The organism is Vibrio thalassae (assembly GCF_900089835.1).
GTDB classification, from domain to species: domain Bacteria; phylum Pseudomonadota; class Gammaproteobacteria; order Enterobacterales; family Vibrionaceae; genus Vibrio; species Vibrio thalassae.
The window spans coordinates 1-18,941 of record NZ_OANU01000101.1; the positions used below are offsets into that span (position 1 = coordinate 1).

General features: G+C 44.7%; 18 protein-coding genes and 1 riboswitch. Of the genes, 10 read left to right on the forward strand and 8 right to left on the reverse strand.

The features are described 5' to 3' along the window. The first annotated feature begins 386 nt into the window (after window positions 1-386). The 7 genes from crcB to thiH all read left to right on the forward strand — a co-directional run bounded on the left by crcB (window position 387) and on the right by thiH (window position 7,081). Window positions 387-770 (forward strand): fluoride efflux transporter CrcB, encoded by a 384-nt coding sequence (crcB, locus tag VTH8203_RS19150; protein WP_096995075.1) that lies wholly within the window; start codon window positions 387-389, stop codon window positions 768-770. A 56-nt stretch (window positions 771-826) separates the two neighbouring features. Continuing rightward, window positions 827-925: riboswitch (TPP riboswitch) on the forward strand. A 116-nt stretch (window positions 926-1,041) separates the two neighbouring features. After that, a complete protein-coding gene (gene thiC / locus VTH8203_RS19155) occupies window positions 1,042-2,964 on the forward strand; it encodes a phosphomethylpyrimidine synthase ThiC (RefSeq protein WP_096995076.1) in 1,923 nt (640 codons plus the stop codon). A 14-nt stretch (window positions 2,965-2,978) separates the two neighbouring features. Next, window positions 2,979-4,214 (forward strand): thiamine phosphate synthase, encoded by a 1,236-nt coding sequence (locus VTH8203_RS19160; protein WP_096995077.1) that lies wholly within the window; start codon window positions 2,979-2,981, stop codon window positions 4,212-4,214. Further along, the gene (locus tag VTH8203_RS19165; RefSeq protein WP_096995078.1) at window positions 4,201-4,995 is read left to right on the forward strand and encodes a HesA/MoeB/ThiF family protein; all 795 of its coding nucleotides are present in this window, start codon (window positions 4,201-4,203) and stop codon (window positions 4,993-4,995) included. The genes VTH8203_RS19160 and VTH8203_RS19165 overlap by 14 nt, the downstream gene beginning before the upstream one ends. Next, window positions 4,973-5,176 carry a sulfur carrier protein ThiS gene (gene thiS, locus VTH8203_RS19170; RefSeq protein ID WP_096995079.1) on the forward strand — a complete coding sequence of 68 codons (204 nt, stop codon included), beginning with the start codon at window positions 4,973-4,975 and terminating at the stop codon, window positions 5,174-5,176. Before VTH8203_RS19165 ends, thiS begins: the two co-directional genes overlap by 23 nt. Before the next feature lies 1 nt (window position 5,177). Further along, entirely contained in the window at window positions 5,178-5,945 is a 768-nt protein-coding gene (locus tag VTH8203_RS19175) for a thiazole synthase (RefSeq protein WP_096995080.1), read from the forward strand. A gap of 23 nt (window positions 5,946-5,968) precedes the next feature. Then, a complete protein-coding gene (gene thiH, locus VTH8203_RS19180) occupies window positions 5,969-7,081 on the forward strand; it encodes a 2-iminoacetate synthase ThiH (protein ID WP_096995081.1) in 1,113 nt (370 codons plus the stop codon). An 82-nt stretch (window positions 7,082-7,163) separates the two neighbouring features. Here the strand turns inward: thiH and VTH8203_RS19185 are convergent, their stop codons facing one another. Continuing rightward, the gene (locus tag VTH8203_RS19185; RefSeq protein ID WP_096995082.1) at window positions 7,164-8,957 is read right to left on the reverse strand and encodes an aminopeptidase P family protein; all 1,794 of its coding nucleotides are present in this window, start codon (window positions 8,955-8,957) and stop codon (window positions 7,164-7,166) included. Window positions 8,958-9,102: 145 nt separating this feature from the next. Further along, on the reverse strand, window positions 9,103-10,044 hold the full coding sequence (locus tag VTH8203_RS19190; RefSeq protein ID WP_096995083.1) for a LysR family transcriptional regulator: 942 nt from the start codon (window positions 10,042-10,044) through the stop codon (window positions 9,103-9,105). Window positions 10,045-10,204: 160 nt separating this feature from the next. Here VTH8203_RS19190 and VTH8203_RS19195 point away from each other — a divergent pair, with 160 nt between their 5' ends. Both VTH8203_RS19195 and tsrA read left to right on the forward strand, forming a co-directional pair. Further along, the gene (locus VTH8203_RS19195) at window positions 10,205-11,350 is read left to right on the forward strand and encodes a multidrug effflux MFS transporter (RefSeq protein ID WP_244181262.1); all 1,146 of its coding nucleotides are present in this window, start codon (window positions 10,205-10,207) and stop codon (window positions 11,348-11,350) included. Between the two features lie 91 nt (window positions 11,351-11,441). Then, complete coding sequence (gene tsrA / locus VTH8203_RS19200) at window positions 11,442-11,726, forward strand: H-NS-like global regulator TsrA (RefSeq protein WP_096995085.1); 285 nt, start codon at window positions 11,442-11,444, stop codon at window positions 11,724-11,726. A 60-nt stretch (window positions 11,727-11,786) separates the two neighbouring features. Here the strand turns inward: tsrA and VTH8203_RS19205 are convergent, their stop codons facing one another. The 4 genes from VTH8203_RS19205 to VTH8203_RS19220 form a co-directional block, all read right to left on the reverse strand. Beyond that, window positions 11,787-12,239, reverse strand: a complete 453-nt coding sequence (locus VTH8203_RS19205; protein WP_096995086.1) for a DoxX family protein — start codon at window positions 12,237-12,239, stop codon at window positions 11,787-11,789. Then, window positions 12,236-13,012, reverse strand: coding sequence for an HvfC/BufC N-terminal domain-containing protein (locus VTH8203_RS19210; protein ID WP_096995088.1), 777 nt, complete (start codon window positions 13,010-13,012; stop codon window positions 12,236-12,238). Before VTH8203_RS19210 ends, VTH8203_RS19205 begins: the two co-directional genes overlap by 4 nt. A 2-nt stretch (window positions 13,013-13,014) precedes the next feature. Then, the gene (bufB, locus tag VTH8203_RS19215) at window positions 13,015-13,875 is read right to left on the reverse strand and encodes an MNIO family bufferin maturase (protein ID WP_096995089.1); all 861 of its coding nucleotides are present in this window, start codon (window positions 13,873-13,875) and stop codon (window positions 13,015-13,017) included. Between the two features lie 163 nt (window positions 13,876-14,038). Further along, on the reverse strand, window positions 14,039-14,299 hold the full coding sequence (locus tag VTH8203_RS19220) for a BufA1 family periplasmic bufferin-type metallophore (protein WP_006074592.1): 261 nt from the start codon (window positions 14,297-14,299) through the stop codon (window positions 14,039-14,041). Window positions 14,300-14,556: 257 nt separating this feature from the next. Here VTH8203_RS19220 and uvrD point away from each other — a divergent pair, with 257 nt between their 5' ends. Further along, window positions 14,557-16,728, forward strand: a complete 2,172-nt coding sequence (gene uvrD / locus VTH8203_RS19225) for a DNA helicase II (protein WP_167385847.1) — start codon at window positions 14,557-14,559, stop codon at window positions 16,726-16,728. A gap of 713 nt (window positions 16,729-17,441) precedes the next feature. Here the strand turns inward: uvrD and VTH8203_RS19230 are convergent. Further along, a complete protein-coding gene (locus tag VTH8203_RS19230; RefSeq protein ID WP_096995092.1) occupies window positions 17,442-18,098 on the reverse strand; it encodes a LysE family translocator in 657 nt (218 codons plus the stop codon). A gap of 15 nt (window positions 18,099-18,113) precedes the next feature. Then, a complete protein-coding gene (locus VTH8203_RS19235; protein WP_096995093.1) occupies window positions 18,114-18,905 on the reverse strand; it encodes an AraC family transcriptional regulator in 792 nt (263 codons plus the stop codon). Window positions 18,906-18,941 lie beyond the last annotated feature (36 nt).

Sequence of the window (18,941 nt, forward strand, 5' to 3'; positions counted from 1 at the left end):
CCCCAGTTCAACGCCATAATGGAGAGGATAGTACCATCTTAGCTAAGCGCAAAGAGCTTTATAAACAAGCGAGAGCAGCCAACCCACAGCGGTGGTCAAACGAATCTAGAAACTGGGATGAAGTTGGTGAAGTTAAGCTAAATCCTGAAAGGCAGAAAGAAGCTGCTTAAAAAATTAAAGGCGACAACTACCTTGAAAAACGCCGAAACCGGACTAATCGGGTACATCAAAGTAAGTTAAAGTGACGCATGTAACGTTTTAAATAATGAACATAAATGCAGGGCGATGGTGTGTTGTGAAAACATAATTTTCGATGACTGAGGTCGAAATCGTTAGGTGTTCGTATACTATTAGCTGTATAGACATTTTATTTTGGGTACTCGTAGATGGGTCAGTTTTCAGTTTTAGGTTTTATTGCATTGGGCGGGGCTTTCGGCGCCTGCTCTCGATACTTAATATCAGAGTTGTGTATCGTACTTTTTGGTCGAGGATTTCCTTACGGTACACTCACTGTTAACGTGGTAGGTTCATTTATCATGGGTCTGCTAATTGCCGCTTTTGAGACCGAAGTGCTTGCTCCAGAGCCTTGGCGTCAAATTATAGGTCTTGGATTTCTTGGTGCGTTAACGACCTTCTCCACGTTCTCTATGGATAATGTGCTTTTGATACAACAGGGCGCCTTTTTTAAAATGGGCTTGAATATTCTATTGAACGTGATTGTGAGTATCTCAGCATGTTGGATAGGCTTTCAGTTGTTGATCAAAAGTTAAACAAAAAGCGACACAGTTCGGTTGAAAAATCAGAGCTGATTACTCTATAATCGCCTCAATACTTGTCGGAGTGCCTTAGGGCTGAGACCGTTAATTCGGGATCCGTTGAACCTGATCTGGTTAGTACCAGCGAAGGGAACAGGAGAATAAAATGGAAATCCTCCCTCTTTTATTTATCAAATAGCGCAAGCTATTGTGGTTGATACCTCTTGTGTTCACACATCCGTCAAGCATTTATCTTTTATAACTATATGATATATAGGGAAATGCTATGTCGACACGTAAACAAAGTAGACTGGAAGCAAAAAACTTCATCGATACACTATCGGTGACCCCATACCCAAACTCCCAAAAGACCTATATTCAAGGTAGTCGTAGCGACTTACGCGTCCCGATGCGTGAGATAGCGTTAGCTGACAGCCTTATTGGCGGCAGTCAGGACAGTCCTGTGTATGTTCCCAACGAACCTATTCATGTTTACGATACATCAGGCATGTATACGGATCCAAACCACCATATTAACCTCTATTCAGGCTTACCAAAGTTAAGAGAACAGTGGATTGATGAACGTGCTGATACGGAAGTATTAGCCGGTGTTAGTTCAGAATTCGCCAAACAAAGGCTTGAAGATGAGACCCTTGATGAGCTTCGCTATGGTCAGCTTCCCCGTATTCGACGAGGTGTAAAGGGCGCATGTGTTACTCAACTGCACTACGCTAGGAAAGGCATCGTTACCCCTGAAATGGAATACATCGCGATACGCGAGAATATGGGACGTCAAAAACTCAATGATGAAATGCTCACCCAGCAGCATCCGGGTCAGCACTTTGGTGCTAACTTACCCAAAGAGATTACGCCAGAGTTCGTTCGCAAAGAGGTCGCTGAAGGGCGCGCTATCATTCCTTCTAATATTAACCACCCCGAGTCAGAGCCAATGATCATTGGACGCAATTTCTTGGTGAAGGTTAATGCCAATATTGGTAATTCATCCGTCACCTCATCCATAGAAGAAGAAGTTGAGAAACTTGTTTGGGGGACTCGCTGGGGCGCAGATACCGTTATGGATTTATCCACAGGACGGAATATCCATGAAACCAGAGAGTGGATACTAAGAAATAGCCCAGTGCCAATTGGCACGGTTCCTATGTATCAAGCTCTAGAGAAGGTGAATGGGGTTGCTGAAAATCTTACTTGGGAAGTTATGCGTGATACGCTTATCGAGCAAGCAGAGCAGGGTGTTGACTACTTTACCATTCATGCTGGCTTACTCCTCAGCCATATTCCGATGACTGCTAAACGTGTTACTGGAATCGTATCTCGCGGTGGCTCCATTATTGCTAAGTGGTGTCTTGCCCACCACGAGGAGAGTTTCCTCTATACCAACTTTAGAGAAATCTGTGAGATATGTGCACGCTATGACGTGGCCCTTTCCTTAGGCGACGGTTTACGCCCTGGCTCTATTGCTGACGCCAATGATGAAGCTCAGTTTGCCGAACTACGCACGCTAGGCAAGCTGACCAGAATTGCTTGGGAACACGATGTACAAGTAATTATTGAAGGTCCAGGCCATGTTCCAATGCATATGATCAAAGAGAATATGGAACAGCAACTGGAGCATTGTCACGAAGCACCATTCTACACCCTTGGACCTCTTACGACCGATATCGCTCCGGGCTATGACCACATTACGTCAGGTATAGGCGCCGCTATGATAGGTTGGTATGGCTGTGCCATGCTGTGCTACGTGACACCTAAAGAGCACCTTGGCTTACCAAATAAAGATGACGTAAAAACTGGGCTTATCACCTATAAGCTCGCCGCTCACGCTGCCGACTTAGCTAAAGGACATCCTGGAGCACAAATTCGCGATAACGCTTTGTCAAAGGCTCGTTTTGAGTTCCGTTGGGAAGACCAGTTTAATTTGTCATTAGACCCTGATACCGCGCGTCAATTTCATGATGAGACCCTTCCTCAAGAATCAGGAAAAGTTGCCCATTTCTGTTCTATGTGCGGACCTAAATTTTGTTCCATGAAAATCTCTCAAGAAGTTCGAGAATATGCCAAGGAACAGCAAGGGGGAGAGAGCATCGACATTAAATTGATCGATGACCCGTTGGAAGGTATGCGTCAAAAATCTAAAGAGTTCAGAGCGACGGGCGCCGAACTTTACCATCCAGCAGTAACTGAAGAGTAACGAAGGAGCTTCCGTTGACACTTTTAATTCCATCTATTCATCAAGACCTAGTGAAAAGCGTTCGTCACGTTTTGTCGTTAGCGCAGAGTGTGGGCTTTGATATCGATGATATTCAGATATCAGTTGTTAATGAGCTGAATGTTGTTCAAATTGAAAATTCAGAACGTTGCCAGATGATCAGTTCCGATTTGCCATCAGTGCAAATGGATAACGATGCGGACTACAGACTTCACTATCATCATGGCTTTGTGGAAAGTAATTTCCCGCAGGTAATGCACTCAATGTCGTTTGGTGACGTTTACCTTGACGTTGACTCAGAGTCGGGACGGAGTGATATTTGGGCTTGTCGTGAAGAGGTCATTAAAGCGTCATCGGGAGCATTATCATTAGCGAATACTCATCAGCATTTTGCGTGGTTTATTGTCGCTATTATTTTAGATTTCCCACTTGAAGACGCGGTTATGCTAGCTCGAGCTGGAAGTGTTTCACGTGAAACATGGCCATCTACAAGAGAGCAATTCTTCACTCCCGTGATAGAAAACAAAGAACTTGGCATACGAGTGGGTTGGGCTGTGAGAGCATCTTCATCGGTTTTTCCAACATTGTACAAAAACAGTCTGGGTCTTTACCCGGTTGTTGATAGTGTAGAGTGGATTGAGCGTTTGTTGAAGCAAGGGATAAAAACGATTCAATTAAGAATCAAAAACCCGAGTTTGCCTAACCTTGCACAACAAATTCAGCAAGCGATTCAATTGGGTGAGCAATACAACGCCCAGGTATTTATAAACGACTACTGGCAATTGGCTATCCAGTACGGTGCCTTTGGTGTGCACCTAGGCCAAGAGGATATCGAGACTGCAGAACTTTCGCTGTTGGCTGAAAACAATATCGCACTTGGTCTCTCTACTCATGGCTACTATGAGCTGCTCAGGGTGGTACAAATTCACCCTAGCTATATCGCCCTGGGGCATATATTTCCGACCACAACGAAAGTCATGCCATCACGTCCTCAGGGTTTAGTACGACTCGCTCTGTATCAGCAATTAATCGACTCAATACCCTATGCTGACAAGCTTGGTTATCCAACGGTTGCTATTGGCGGTATTGACCTGCAAACCGCCAAACCGGTGTGGGATTGTGGTGTTACCAGCCTAGCGGTGGTCAGGGCACTGACCTTGGCCGAAGACACCCAGCACGTAATCGACGAGTTTTCTCACATAATGATGGGAGAGCGTGATGGTCTCCGATAAGCAGTTTCAACAATACCTTAGGCAGCTGAGTCTGAACAATGTGGGCGAGAGCGGTCAAGCGACGATTTGTGCAAGTCACGTACTAATTGTTGGCTGTGGTGGGTTAGGTACAGCGGCAAGTATGTATTTAGCCGGAGCAGGAGTAGGAAGAATCGTTATCGCTGATGATGATGAGATTGAACTGTCAAACTTGCCTAGACAAATTACCTATGGCTCGAATCAGATTGGGCAATCAAAAGTCACAACACTGGCTAGTTTCCTCAAAGAACAAAACACAGACATTCATGTTAGGGCTGTTAAGCGCCGTCTAGATGGTCACCAGCTCGCACTAGAGGTATCACTAGCAGATGTTGTGGTTGACTGCACAGACAATATAGAAACCCGGCAGGCAATCAACAAAGCCTGTGTTGAAAATAAAAAAGCCCTAGTGACGGCGGCCGCGATAGGTTGGAATGGCCAACAGTCGGTATTTCACTTCTCTAAACAACGCACCCCATGTTATCGCTGTCTTTATCCATTTGATGAGTTTGACACTGCAACGAAATGTTCTGAATCGAGTGTTATGGGGCCGGTTGTGGGGATGATGGGTGTCTACCAAGCATTGGAAACGTTAAAAGTAATAACGGGTCTGCATAACAATAATCAGCCCGAGCTTAAGCTTTTTGATGGTTTAAATGGAAGGTGGCAGTCTCTCAAGATTTCTCATGATGAGGCGTGTTCAGTTTGCAGTGATTCGAAGAAAACAGCAGGAATCAAGAATGATCCAATTTACAGTAAATAACGCACTGAAAGAAACCACATACGAGTTGACCCTCGCTGGTGTACTCGAAGAGCTAGGTATTGAAACGCGGGGCTGTGCGGTAGCCGTTGATGATGAAATTATACCAAGAGCTAAATGGCCTAATTTCACCGTTAAATCCAACATGTCCATCAATGTTTTCCAAGCTATTGCAGGAGGCTAATATGCTCACTATCGCGGGAAAAACCTTTCACTCACGTTTGTTTACCGGAACGGGTAAATTTGCCGATAAGTCGCTGATGATAGCGGCCATTGCTGAAAGCCAGTCAGAGTTAGCGACTATGGCATTAAAGCGAGTCGACCTACAGCAACAGGATGACGATATTCTGAGTCCTTTGATCGCTAATAACGTCAACCTACTACCTAATACTTCTGGAGCAAAAAACGCAAAAGATGCCATCTTTGCCGCGCACTTAGCCCGAGAAGCGTTAGGCACAAATTGGCTGAAACTTGAAATTCATCCAGATCCCAAATATTTACTACCAGACCCAATTGAGACTTTAAAAGCGGCAGAGCAGTTAGTCAAAGACGGATTTATAGTGCTGCCTTACTGCCACTCAGACCCCACGTTATGTAAACATCTCGAAGAAGTGGGTTGTGCTGCGGTAATGCCTTTGGGAGCGCCCATTGGCAGTAACAAAGGTTTGGTGAGTCGTGATTTCCTCGAGATTATCATCGAGCAAGCCAATGTACCAGTGGTCGTCGATGCTGGTATAGGCGCACCTTCTCACGCGGCGTTGGCGATGGAAATGGGCGCCGATGCCGTGTTAGTAAATACAGCGATTGCTGCAGCGGCCGATCCTATTCAAATGGCGCGTGCATTTAGACTTGCGGTTGAATCGGGGCGTTTAGCCTATGAAAGTGGGTTAGCTGGAACGGTAAACCATGCAGTAGCTTCTAGTCCGCTAACGGCGTTTCTTGATGCAATGTGAGTTTGAAAGGTTAAGGTGAAACGATGAGTTTTGTTGAGGAACACGCTAAGTACAACTGGGACGACGTTCGTCTATCAATCTATACCAAAACAGCAAGAGACGTTGAGCGGGCTTTAACTAAAACCAAGTTAGATCTCGAAGACTTTAAAGCGCTAATTTCTCCTGCAGCGGAGTCGTATCTAGAGCCATTAGCACAGCGCTCTTTTGCACTCACTCGTAAACGCTTTGGGCATACGCTGTCGATGTACATACCATTGTACCTGTCTAACCTCTGTGCCAATGCTTGTACTTATTGCGGCTTCTCCATGGAAAATCGCATCAAACGCAAGACTCTGTCGGAAGATGAAATAGAGGCAGAATGCACAGTGATCAAAACAATGGGATTTGACAGTATTCTATTGGTTACTGGAGAGCATGAAAACAAAGTGGGGATGAAGTACTTTAAGCAAGCTCTCCCGGTTATCAAAAAGCATTTCAGCTACCTAGCAATGGAAGTGCAACCTTTAGATCAAGATGAGTATGCCGAGTTAAAGTCTAACGGTTTGGATGCTGTTATGGTGTATCAAGAAACCTATAACCGTAGAACCTACGCTGAGCATCATCTACGTGGCAATAAGATGGACTTTGACTATCGGTTGGATACACCAGATAGATTAGCGAAAGCGGGCATCGATAAAATAGGCATTGGCTCTTTAATTGGGTTAGAGGAGTGGCGTACAGACTGCTTCTTTGTGGCGGCACACTTACTGTATCTAGAAAGCCGTTATTGGAAGTCACGTTACTCAATCTCGTTTCCAAGGTTAAGGCCATGCGAAGGAGCATTGCAACCCAAGTCAGTAATGACTGATAAGCAGTTAGTACAGCTCATATGCGCCTATCGATTGTTTAATAACGAAGTTGAGCTTTCTTTGTCGACACGTGAATCTCCAACGTTCCGAGATAATGTGTATCCACTAGGAATTACCAGCATTAGTGCTGCATCCAAAACACAGCCAGGTGGGTATGCCAACGAAGAAGAAGAGCTTAAGCAGTTTGCTATCAGTGATGAGCGCAGTGCTAAGCTTGTCGCTAAGTCGGTTAAGAGGGTTGGCATGGAACCGGTTTGGAAAGATTGGCATCAATCTTATTCCGGTTAAGTCGAGGTAATTCGTTGAGTGTTTCACGTGAAACAAAAAAGGAGCTGTTGGGCAGCTCCTTTTTTGTAACGTTGCGTATCAATTAATCAGCAAGCGGTGCACAGGCTTGTTCCAACCAATCCAGCGCGTCACCTTCCACTAATGGTGCGACTTCATCAAACACTGTGTTGTGATACGAGTTCAACCAACGAATTTCGGTATCGCTTAACAGTGAGCTAATAATGTTTCGTTTGTCGATAGGGCATCGAGTTAACGATTCAAAACCGAGCATGCTGGTATCACCTAGAGTCGATTTCTCGACAACCAATTCTAAGTTTTCAATACGAATACCAAACTCATCTGCGCGATAATAACCAGGTTCATTTGATAGCACCATACCAGCTACAAGAGGAGTGTTATTGACCGCTTTAGCAATACGTTGCGGCCCTTCATGAACACTTAAGAAATGACCAACACCATGACCAGTGCCGTGATCATAGTCAAAACCATTTGCCCACAAATGTTGGCGAGCTAAAACATCTAACTGGTGACCACAAGTACCTTTAGGAAAGAGCGCTGATGCTAGCGCAATGTGACCTTTTAATACCAAGGTAAATTGACGTTTCATTTCTTCGGAAGGTGAGCCAATAGCGATGGTTCTCGTGATATCAGTAGTACCATCGAGATACTGACCACCGGAGTCAACCAGATATAAGGTATCTTGAATAATCGCGCCGGGGACGTCTTGGTTTTCATGGTTATAGTGACACATTGCTGCATTTCCTGCTGATGCAGAAATGGTGTCAAAGCTAAGATCGACGAGTGAATTATCAAGTCGGCGCAATGATTCTAACTTATCTGATAACACCGCTTCATCATACAGATTGCCGCTTGCTACTTCTTTGTCTAGCCATGAAAGAAACTTAACCATGGCGGCACCATCACGAATATGACAGGCTTTCATTCCTGCTATTTCGACATCGTTCTTAGCTGCTTTGGGCATTAAGCATGGATCGGCAAGCTCTAGCTGTTTGGCACCGAAAGCTTCAAGTTTGAGTTGGAACCAAGCGTTACTGGTTGCAGGATCGAGCGTGACTGTTTTGCCAGCAAGTGTCTCGAGTGTTTGTTCGAGCTCATTTGGAGGACAGACTTCGACGCCACTGCCGACATGAATATCAAATGCAGCACGGTCGTCAATTCGCGACTCATCGATAAAGAACTTTGTTGAACCATCGGTGTAGAGAATGGCATGGGCGAGTAATACAGGTAGCCGAGACACGTCAAGTCCACGAACGTTTAGCAGCCAGCAAATTGAGTCTAACTCAGTAATGATTGCGGCATCTGCGTCAGAAGCAGCCAGTAACTGTCCTAGTGCAGTGCGCTTATCTTGGCTGGTTTGTCCTACTTTTTCGATAGGCATTAAACGAACTTGGCTTAGCTGAGGTTCTGGTCGATCGGTCCAGTTAATATCGATAGGATTCTCTTCTGTCGCAACCAGTTCGAACTTACTACCTAATTGAACTAAAGCACTTTGGTACCAGTTGCCGCGATGCATTCGTGGGTCTATTCCAATACGAGACCCTACTGGAAGCGTCTCACTTACCCATTTAATCGGTGGCTGTTCAATGAGGTGACAGTATTCAAAAATACCATCTGGCACTTGCTTTCTAACTTGTACGGTATAACGTCCGTCAACAAAAATGGCTGCACTGTCGCGAGTCACAACCGCAGCGCCTGCTGAACCTGTAAATTGAGTAAGCCAATGTAGACGCTCATTGTGAGCGGGTACATACTCGCCCAAGTACTCATCTTCGTGTGCGACGATAAACGCATCAAGATCGTTTGCTACAAGCCAAGCTTGAATCAGCTCAACTCGGCGAGAAATTTGTTCCTGCATCTGTTATTCCTTCATCTTGGCGAAACAAGTCACCTGGTAGTGTTTGCCCTATAACCTAGCGCTTTTATGCCCTATATACAAACGATTCTAACGGTTGCGAAATAAGGTTCCAACAATCGCAATTCACGGCTTCGTGATATACGGGTCATCTTAGGTGTAGTGTCTTCTGACGGATAATATCAATCAACCAAGTTAGTGCTGGATCTCGATTTCTGTCTTTATGCCAAAAGAGTGTATACGCCATAGGAGGGAATTCTAATGGTAGGGGGAGCACGGTTAACCCCATTTGCTCAGCGACTAGATGTACAAAATGTCTTGGGGCGGTAAACACAAAATCGGTATAACTGCAAAGTGCAGCGGCATTATTAAAGTCAGGTACGGTGATCGCAACATCTCGTTCTCTGCCCATATCGGAAAGTTTGTAATCTAATAACCAACGATCGCTACCATCGCAACGCACTTGAACATGACGCAGTGATAAATAGGTTTCCAAATTCCAAGGTTTAGATAATACGGGGTGATTTGCACGTACTAGACACATTTGGCTGTCACGATACACTTCAAGTTCTTGGATATCATCCGGTGGGTACATGGTGCGAACGGCGTCTCTGATATCGATATCTTTGCCTGTTATTCCTAAATCAAGCTCACCTTTTTGCATTCTTTCGAATGTCAGTTCATTCCAAGAGTGGGTGCTAATACTCAGGTTTGGGCCTTGACCAAAAATCGCGGGTAAAAAATGGGGCATAATTAGCGGATACACACTTTCTACCGCAGCGATATGAAATCGATATTCGCTGGTAGTGGGCGAGAATTGTGGAGGTTCGGTTATCGACTGCATGTGAGTAACAAGAACCTCGAGCTTAGGTTTGAGTTGTAATGCGCGAGGGGTAGGTAACAAACCATGCGCATGACGAGTAAACAGTGGGTCATCGAAAAGCACTCGAAGTTTTGCAAGTGATTTGCTTACCGCTGATTGGCTGAGACATAGCCGGTTTGCCGCACGGGTGACGTTACATTCTTCCAGCAACACATTGAAGCATAGCAATAAGTTAAGATCGATACGGCTGAGCTTTTCAAGATTCATTTAAAGAAATTCCTAATTGGAATAATACTAATGAGTATAAACCATTTCTGTTCATATCATAACAAGACTACACTCAGCGCCCTTAATGAAAGTTATCTATCTGTAAGAGGCAAGCACTTTGCAAACAGCACCATCAAAAATCCAAATCGCTGCGTTAGTGATGCTAGTGTTCTTTAGCCCTTTGGCTATTGATATCTATCTTCCAGCATTAACGCAGATTTCTACGGCTTTCGATGTTGAGCACACGTTGGCGCAAGACACGATTACTTGGTTTTTGTTTGCGATGGGTGTAGGTCAACTTTTTGCTGGTCCTCTAGCGGATAAACTTGGACGTCGAACGGTTGCTCTTGGCGGTATAGCTATCTATGGTTTGAGCGCTTGCTTGGCGTGGGCTGCTCAATCAATTGATTGGATGCTTGCTGCGAGGCTGTTGCAAGGCTTAGGTGCGTGTGCGACATCTGTGGCAGCCTTTGCAACCGTTCGCGACATGTATGGACCAGAGCGAAGCGGCAAGGTAATCAGTTACCTGAATGGCGCTATTTGCTTTATTCCAGCGTTAGCCCCGATCTTGGGAAGCTACTTAACTCAACAGTATGGCTGGCGTGCTAACTTCAGTTTTATGGCCGGCTTCGCCTTGTTTGTTGGTGCGTTAGTTCTGTTCAATATGCGTGAAACGAACTCTAAACAAGAGGGGCAGCGGTATTTTTCTTTATCGCGTTATATTGATGTCGTACGAACACCGACATTCGTGTTTCACGCGTCATTATGTTTACTCGCGATGGCCGTTATCCTCGCTTATGTCACCTCAGCACCAGTGGTTCTAATGGAGCAGATGGGACTAACGATGGATGAGTTTACCTATTGGTTTGGTTTGAATGCGGTGTTTAATATTGCTGCGTGCATGCTAGCACCAAGGGTCATGGATAAAATCGGGACTCATAAAACATTACGGTTGGGGATAAGTACACTACTCGTTGCTGGTGGGCTCATGGCTTGGGGCGCGCGTTTTGCAACGCCGGTATCGTTCATGCTGCCGGTGATTATCTCCTCAATTGGTTTTGCACTTATCTTAGGCGCCTCCGCTGGCAAGGCACTGGCACCGTTCGGAGATAAAGCGGGCACAGCGGCAGCGTTACTAGGACTGTTCCAAATGAGTGGCTCTGGTTTACTCGTGGGAATCATGCAAAGAGCGGGTCTGGATGCGCCTTATATGGTCGCCATGCAGATGTGGTTAGTTCTTCCTGCATTATTCATCTTGAAATCAAAAGTTGGCAAAGGATGGCATCAAACTGTAAAAATCGGCTAATTAAAAAACGATTTTGTTTTCCAATTAATGAAACAGGTGTATATTTAGCACTAAACACATCGTATTAATTATTAACTGGATAAACGCAGTAATGTCTTTGACAACTTACGAAATGGCTCGCATTCTCGAGCAGATGGAAGAGTCTCCAGAAAAAATCATGTTTGGTAAATTGCTTAATGAATTAGGCAATCAGAGCGAAGAGCGTATCCGCAGTGCCGCTAAACAAGTACCAATCCACATGTTGCATGATATCGTCTATCAGTTTCAGAGAGTCATTGAGTCTCGCAAAGGTGAACAAGTTCAACTACTAGCGAAAGAGCTTGCTGACCAAGGTATTTCCGCAGAAGAACTGAAAGAGTTCCTGGCGAATAAATAAACCATATTTAAAAATAACCCCGCTAAATTAAGCGGGGTTATTTTTTTCTCTATTTTGCTGCTAATTAAATTTAGACCGGATAACTTTATCTGCAGAAATAGCTCCCGGCCCCCAAACAACCACTATCAAAATCATTAATCCCCATAATTGATGGTCATAAAAACCTTTTTCCCAAAGCAGCGGATATGAAACAACGGCAATTATATTAAACACAAATAATATCGCAGCCATAGGGCGAGTGAACAATCCAACAACCATAAATACAGGCAACACTAATTCTGCTGCGGTTCCCATATAGGCCGCTAATTCCCAAGGTATAAGTGGTACGTGGTATTCATATTCAAACAAATATAGAGTGCTATCCCAAGAGGCTATCTTGGTGAGTCCGGAGTTAAAAAATACCCACGACACCCAAAGTCGACAAAACACTAAAAGTAAGGGAATAAAACCTCGTTGCAGCGCTTCAATAACGTGGTCATAAGTGGTGAGCCAATGCGTTACTTTGGTATTCATACCTTACTCCTTGAATTGTTTTCGCTAAATAGAGTGAACCCGGCTACAACATCCCAGTTTAGTAAGTTTGGTAGTTGAGGTAGTAGTGCGGGATCAATATGTCTTAGTGGTTTGCCATGGCTGATCTCTGTCCAGAGCTGTTGAAGCTGGTTGTCTAAAATATGTATTGTTGGCTGACCAGATCCTCGTTTCACTAGGAGTAGCGTTTCATTTTGGTGGATGTCTAGTTGGTCAAATTGGTTATCTCTTACCGCTTGGAAAAGACGACCAATGGCGAAATTAGAGTGGACTAGATGACTAGAAGGTTTCACATGAAACACGATATCTGAATGCTGGCTTTCTGCGACGGACGTTAAATTGATGATAGGTTCAATGCTTTGTTTTAAGGGTATGTCTTCCGCTCTTTTCAGTTCGTCCAATAACCACTCTATAGACATCACATCAGCTAAATATGGAACGGCAGCCGTGATGTTTTCAAGCTGACTAACTGAGTCAGCAAATCCAGCGCCATAGGTAATCACATTCCCGGAGTGCGGAGGGTGCTGCGTTACATGATGCCTTGCCATCGAGTCAAAACACTCGTCACCAACCAGTTGGCGTGTTATCGGATAGCAAGCCGCTAGCACCTCAGATAAGCTAATTACAAAGTTATTTCGATAGATTTGGACTCGTTCAATTGCGCTGAACTGATCGGATAAGACATTACAGTCCTGTCCGCTGCTTTGGTAGCGTAATGCTTTAGTAAACCTTTGTTGGAGTTCGTTAAGCGTCATGACTAAGCACTCCTTAACGTTTGAGGACAAGCACTATCAGTTAAGATGACGATGGCTTTATGGGCTTCTTCTAGGAGCACTTGAGGTGAGGGAATATCTAAATCCCACTCGATTAAAGTTGGAACTGGTTTATTAATGCGATTCCAGTGCAGATAGAGCTGCCAAACCTCATCAGACACGCGAGTACTGTGTGTATCAATCCAAATCTCACCTTGTTCTAATTGCTTACGAGTAAATCCGGCTAGATGAATCTCGTCGACAGTACTAGGGTCGATGGCCTCTAAATACTGATGGGTATCGTAGCGATGATTAAAACTGGAGACGTGCACATTGTTTAGGTCAAGCAATAGACGACAATCGGTCCTGCGCTGTACTTCCGCTAAAAACTCCCATTCTGGGATCGTTGAATGATTAAAACGAAGATAGCTAGAGGGATTCTCTATTAATAGTGGACGTTGAATCACGTCTTGAACATGCAGAACATTACGGCAAAAAAGTTGCAAAGCTTCTTCCGTGTAGGGCAACGGTAGTAAGTCGTTGAAGTAGTGACCTCCATGTTCACTCCAACTGAGATGATCGGAAACAGCAAACGGTTGAACCTCGTGGATCAGTTGCTTGAGAGACTGTAAATGTGATGGGTTGACGTTGCTGGTCGAACCTAGAGACAAACCAATACCATGGCAACTGATCTCAACTTGCTCTCGAATGGCGAGCAATTGCTGATACTCAAGGCTATTGGTTTGGAAGTAGTTTTCACTGTGAATCTCCAACCAGCCAACTTGAGTGGTATTGTGTTCGAAGTAGTCAAGATGGGGTGTACGTAACCCAACACCAACTAATTGAAATGCCTGACTTCGATCCATTGTGATCTCCCTGATCCGTGATGTGTTGTGAGTAAGCTGTAGAAAAGTGAAAGGGCGCTCAATGACGCCCCTTCATGCTGCTTGTAACTTAAAAATGGATGAACAAACAAAGTTACAAATAAGCTAAGCTGCAAGCAGTATTGATTTCGACTTTGGAGGCTTACTATGCTGATTCAGTGCTACCGCCTGTAAGCTTGCCACATAGCCCTTTTGGTACGACGACAAATGCATCTTTTTGGTTATCTTCTTTTGCTGTACCAGCACATGAGCTTGTTTTCGTTGCACAGTCATTTTTACCTGCTTTAGAGACGCCATAGCATTTTTCTTTTTCTGCTGCGTGAGCTGGAGCGGCAGTAAGCATAGTGCCACCTAGGGCAATTAGACCGGTAACTGCGGCAGTGATAGCTAGATTTGTAGTTTTCATAATAACTTCCTTGACTTGATCCTTGTGGTTTCTTTTCACAAGTGCTTCGTTGCGACTTGCTTATTCAATAGGAGGGGAAGGGCTTCGGAAATCTTTCAAAAAACCCAAGAAATAATTAGAAAAGTGTTAAATAATGTTTTATTTATCTGATTTTTAAGAGTTTAAATCAAAATAAAAAAACTAATATTTTTCTGAAACCAACACACTGTTTGAGTTATAATCAATCGATATGTATAAATAACCAGTAGCTAACTATCATGGATCCATCTCTTCTTCTCGACGGCCTTAATGACAAACAACGTGAAGCTGTTGCAGCTCCGTTAGAGCATATGTTGGTGCTAGCTGGTGCTGGTAGTGGCAAAACTCGCGTACTTGTACATCGTATCGCTTGGTTAATGTCAGTGGAAAATGCTTCGCCGTTTTCCATCATGTCAGTGACGTTTACCAATAAAGCGGCTGCGGAGATGAGAGGGCGAATCGAAGAGTTGATGATGGGTAGTGCATCAGGGATGTGGAATGGCACTTTCCATGGTATTTGCCATCGCATACTGCGCGCTCACTATCTTGATGCGAAGCTGCCAGAAGACTTTCAAATTCTAGATTCTGATGATCAACAACGCCTTCTGAAACGATTGATAAAAGCTCAAAATCTAGATGAGAAACAGTGGCCTGCACGTCAGGCAGCGTGGTGGATCAACGGCAAGAAAGATGAAGGTTTGAGACCACAACACATTGATAGCTATCAAGATCCTGTGACGAAAACCTATTTGCAAATCTATACCGCTTATCAAGAAGCTTGTGATCGCGCGGGGCTGGTGGATTTTGCCGAAATCTTGCTGCGTGCTCATGAATTGCTGCGTGACAACAAGTTTGTTCGTGAGCACTATCAAGCTCGCTTTAAACACATTTTGGTGGACGAGTTCCAAGACACTAACAATATTCAGTACGCGTGGTTACGAATGATGACGGGTCCTGATTGTAAAGTGATGATTGTCGGTGACGATGACCAGTCTATTTATGGCTGGCGTGGTGCTAAGGTTGAGAACATTCAGAAGTTCCTCGACGAATATTTAGGCGCGACAACCATTCGTCTCGAGCAGAACTATCGCTCAACGAAGACCATACTTGAAGCTGCCAACGAACTGATCGCCAACAACACTGAGCGTATGGGCAAAGAGCTGTGGACAGACGGTAATGAAGGCGAAAAAATCTCGGTTTACTCTGCTTACAATGAGCTAGATGAAGCGCGCTTTGCGGTGAACAAAATTAAGGAATGGCAAGAGAAAGGTGGCAGTCTGACGGACTGTGCCATGTTATACCGAAACAACGCCCAGTCTCGTGTTTTGGAAGAAGCACTTATTCAAGCTCAACTGCCGTATCGAATCTACGGAGGGATGCGATTCTTCGAACGCCAAGAAATCAAAGATGCGCTTGGCTACCTACGATTGATGGCGAACCGTAATGATGATGCCGCATTTGAACGAATCGTGAATACCCCAACACGTGGCCTCGGAGACAAGACGCTGGATACCATTCGTTTTGCTGCGCGCGATCGCGGTGCCACACTGTGGGAAGCCAGTATTGCAATCTTGGATGAAAAGGTATTAGCGGGACGTGCTGCAGGCGCATTGTCGCGTTTTATTGAGCTTATTAACGCATTAGAAGACGACACCTTTGAATCGCCACTGCATGAGCAAACTGACCATGTCATTAAAACTTCAGGCCTATTCTTGATGTATGAACAGGAAAAGGGTGAGAAATCCAAAGCACGTATTGAAAACTTAGAGGAATTGGTTACTGCAACTCGTCAGTTCGAAAAGCCGGAAGAGGCTGAAGATATGACATTGCTGACCGCCTTCTTAACTCACGCGGCTCTTGAAGCGGGTGAAGGTCAAGCGGATGAATTTGATGATGCGGTGCAATTAATGACACTACATAGTGCTAAAGGGTTGGAGTTCCCAATGGTATTTATGGTTGGGGTAGAAGAAGGCATGTTTCCGAGTCAAATGTCAGCAGAGGAAGCGGGTCGATTAGAGGAAGAGCGTCGCTTGTGTTATGTCGGCATGACGCGTGCGATGGAAAAGCTCTTTATTACCTATGCTGAAATGCGTCGTTTGTATGGCCAGGATAAATATCACAAGCCTTCTCGTTTTATTCGTGAATTGCCAGAAACGTGTTTACAAGAAGTACGTATGAAGGCACAAGTGAGCAGACCGACTAGCACTGGACGCTTTAGCCAAGCCGAAGTTAAAAACAACTTCAATGAGACTGGATTTAGTCTAGGCTCTCGTGTTAAACACCCGAAGTTTGGTGAGGGAACGATTATTAATTTCGAAGGAAGCGGGCCACAAAGTCGGGTGCAAGTTGCCTTTAATGGAGAAGGGATCAAGTGGTTAGTGACGCAATATGCCAAGCTTGAACAGCTTTAGGTTACCGATGATCTAAATAGCAAAAAAGCAGCTTAGGCTGCTTTTTTTATAGGTGTTTTGAGAGTTCAATTTAATCTGCAATACAGATAAAGAAAAACCCCGAGGGCTCACGCCCTACGGGGTTATGGTCTTACTCGCAGCAATCCGGCTACTATAGGTGCTCCATGCATCTAATCCTTGATAGTATGCTGTATTCCTTCAGCGTATTCCTTTCGTCGCCTTCCTAGCGGTGTCCATTGGCCTTATCCTGACCTGCTAACAATCCTCGTTAGCGCACTTCACTTGATCCCTGAGCGGTGTCCCTGACATCTTCCTGATGTTAAGTCCTTGCCTCTTCCAGAGGTGTCCATTGTCTTTCCTTAGTAGCAACCATCCTAGTTACTATTGCGTCCATTCAATGTCCAATTTGCTTTCCGTGCCGATTACTCATCCTGAATAACCGTATCTTCTTCCTGAAGATGCCCAAATCCCTGAGCGTTTCCTGTTCCATGTCAGCTTCCTTCCGACATGTTTAATGATAAACGATACTCGCTTTAGAACAATTGCGCTGAAAGGAAAAAATCCTAATTCTCAGCAATGAGAAAAAATACAAACCATTAAAAATCAGTGGTTTATGTTTTTCTCTGGTCTAAGTCTTGGGGCATAAAGCGATAATGACCTACTGCTTTGTGAGAGATCTCTTACACGAACAGTGTCGAATGGAGTAATGGACTCTAAAATGAGGACAACACTTGCAGCAAAATCATCAAGCCAAGCCCTGAAAATAACAATCCACACAATGCATCAATGTATATAGATGCAGAACCAAGCTTTTGTTGCATACGTTTGGTCGAGAGTGCCCAAGCTAAAAAAGAAAACCAAGCCAGGGATAAAGACCAGAGTATTCCCAGTGCCATGAGTTTACCTGTCACAGACATGGTCGACGGGACTATGCTGGACATTAAGCTGATAAAAAATACCAACGCTTTGGGATTAAGAATATTGGTGGTAAACCCTCGGGAGAAAGCTTGCCTGCGACTTGACAGTAATAGGCTGGCGTCATTGGCCAGATCTTTAGGTTGGTGGCGTTGTTCCCATCGAGAGTACACAGAGCGCAGTGCGCCAGAGCCTAAATAAAGTAAATAACTGCCACCTGCAATTTGAATCAGTGCAAATAGCGCCGGGTGTTGGTGTACCACATAACTTACTCCGGTCAGACTTAGAATGGAATGTAGCAAGATGCCGAATGATAAGCCTAGAGCGATATAGAAACCGGTTTGTCGACCAAATCTAGTCGCATTTTGGACTACGAGAGCAAAGTCAGGTCCAGGGCTCATTAAAGCAACGAAATGAACCGTTGCCAGTGTCATCAAAATTGTGATTTCGTTCATATTGAAATTAGATTGTTAATTGATTTTAGAGGGTGAAATACCGTAGACACTGCGAAAGGTTCGACTGAAGTGTGCTTGGTCATAAAAGCCCGTTTGCAGTGCCACTTGTGCGGCAGGTTTTCCAGCTTTCACTAGGCTCAAACTTTTTTCTAATCTAAGACGAGTCAACCAGGCATGCGGAGACATGCCGGTTGCCTGCTTAAATAGGCGGTGAAATTGTCGTTCACTTAAATCGCACAGTGCCGCCAGTTGGCCGAGACGGATCGGCTGATCAAGGTAACTCATGACATAGTCACGTACTTGTGCCAGTTGCTTAGTACCGATAGGTTGTCTATCGCGTTCCGTGCCCCTCGCGTATCGACCAAGCAGCTGTTCAAAACTTTCGTATGGCAGACTATCGCGCGCCAGCGCGCAGAACTTGTTATTGCTTAATACCAGATGAGTATTCAGCAATGCACGAAACAATCGAGGCTCTTGGACAATTGGGCTGTGAAAACCTAACTGTCCTTGATGGTTATTGGGCTTCAGACGAGAGAGCCAATGTGGTGACACAGCAAGTACTTTGACTTCATATCCTTCATCAAAACGCGCTTGGCCATCGTGTAACTCATCCGGTGGCATTAACACGAGATCACCTGGGCCACAGGTATAGCTCTGTCCTTTTAAATTAAACTGCTGCTGACCATTGACGATCAACCCGAAATGGTAATCGAGATGATAGTGTTTTTGGAACGCGAACTCTTTATAGTAACCACTGATCAAATTGATATCAGGGATTGGTGACGACAGGTAACTGATCTGTTGCAAAATAACCTCCTAATATCAATCCAATGGTGTCAGTGT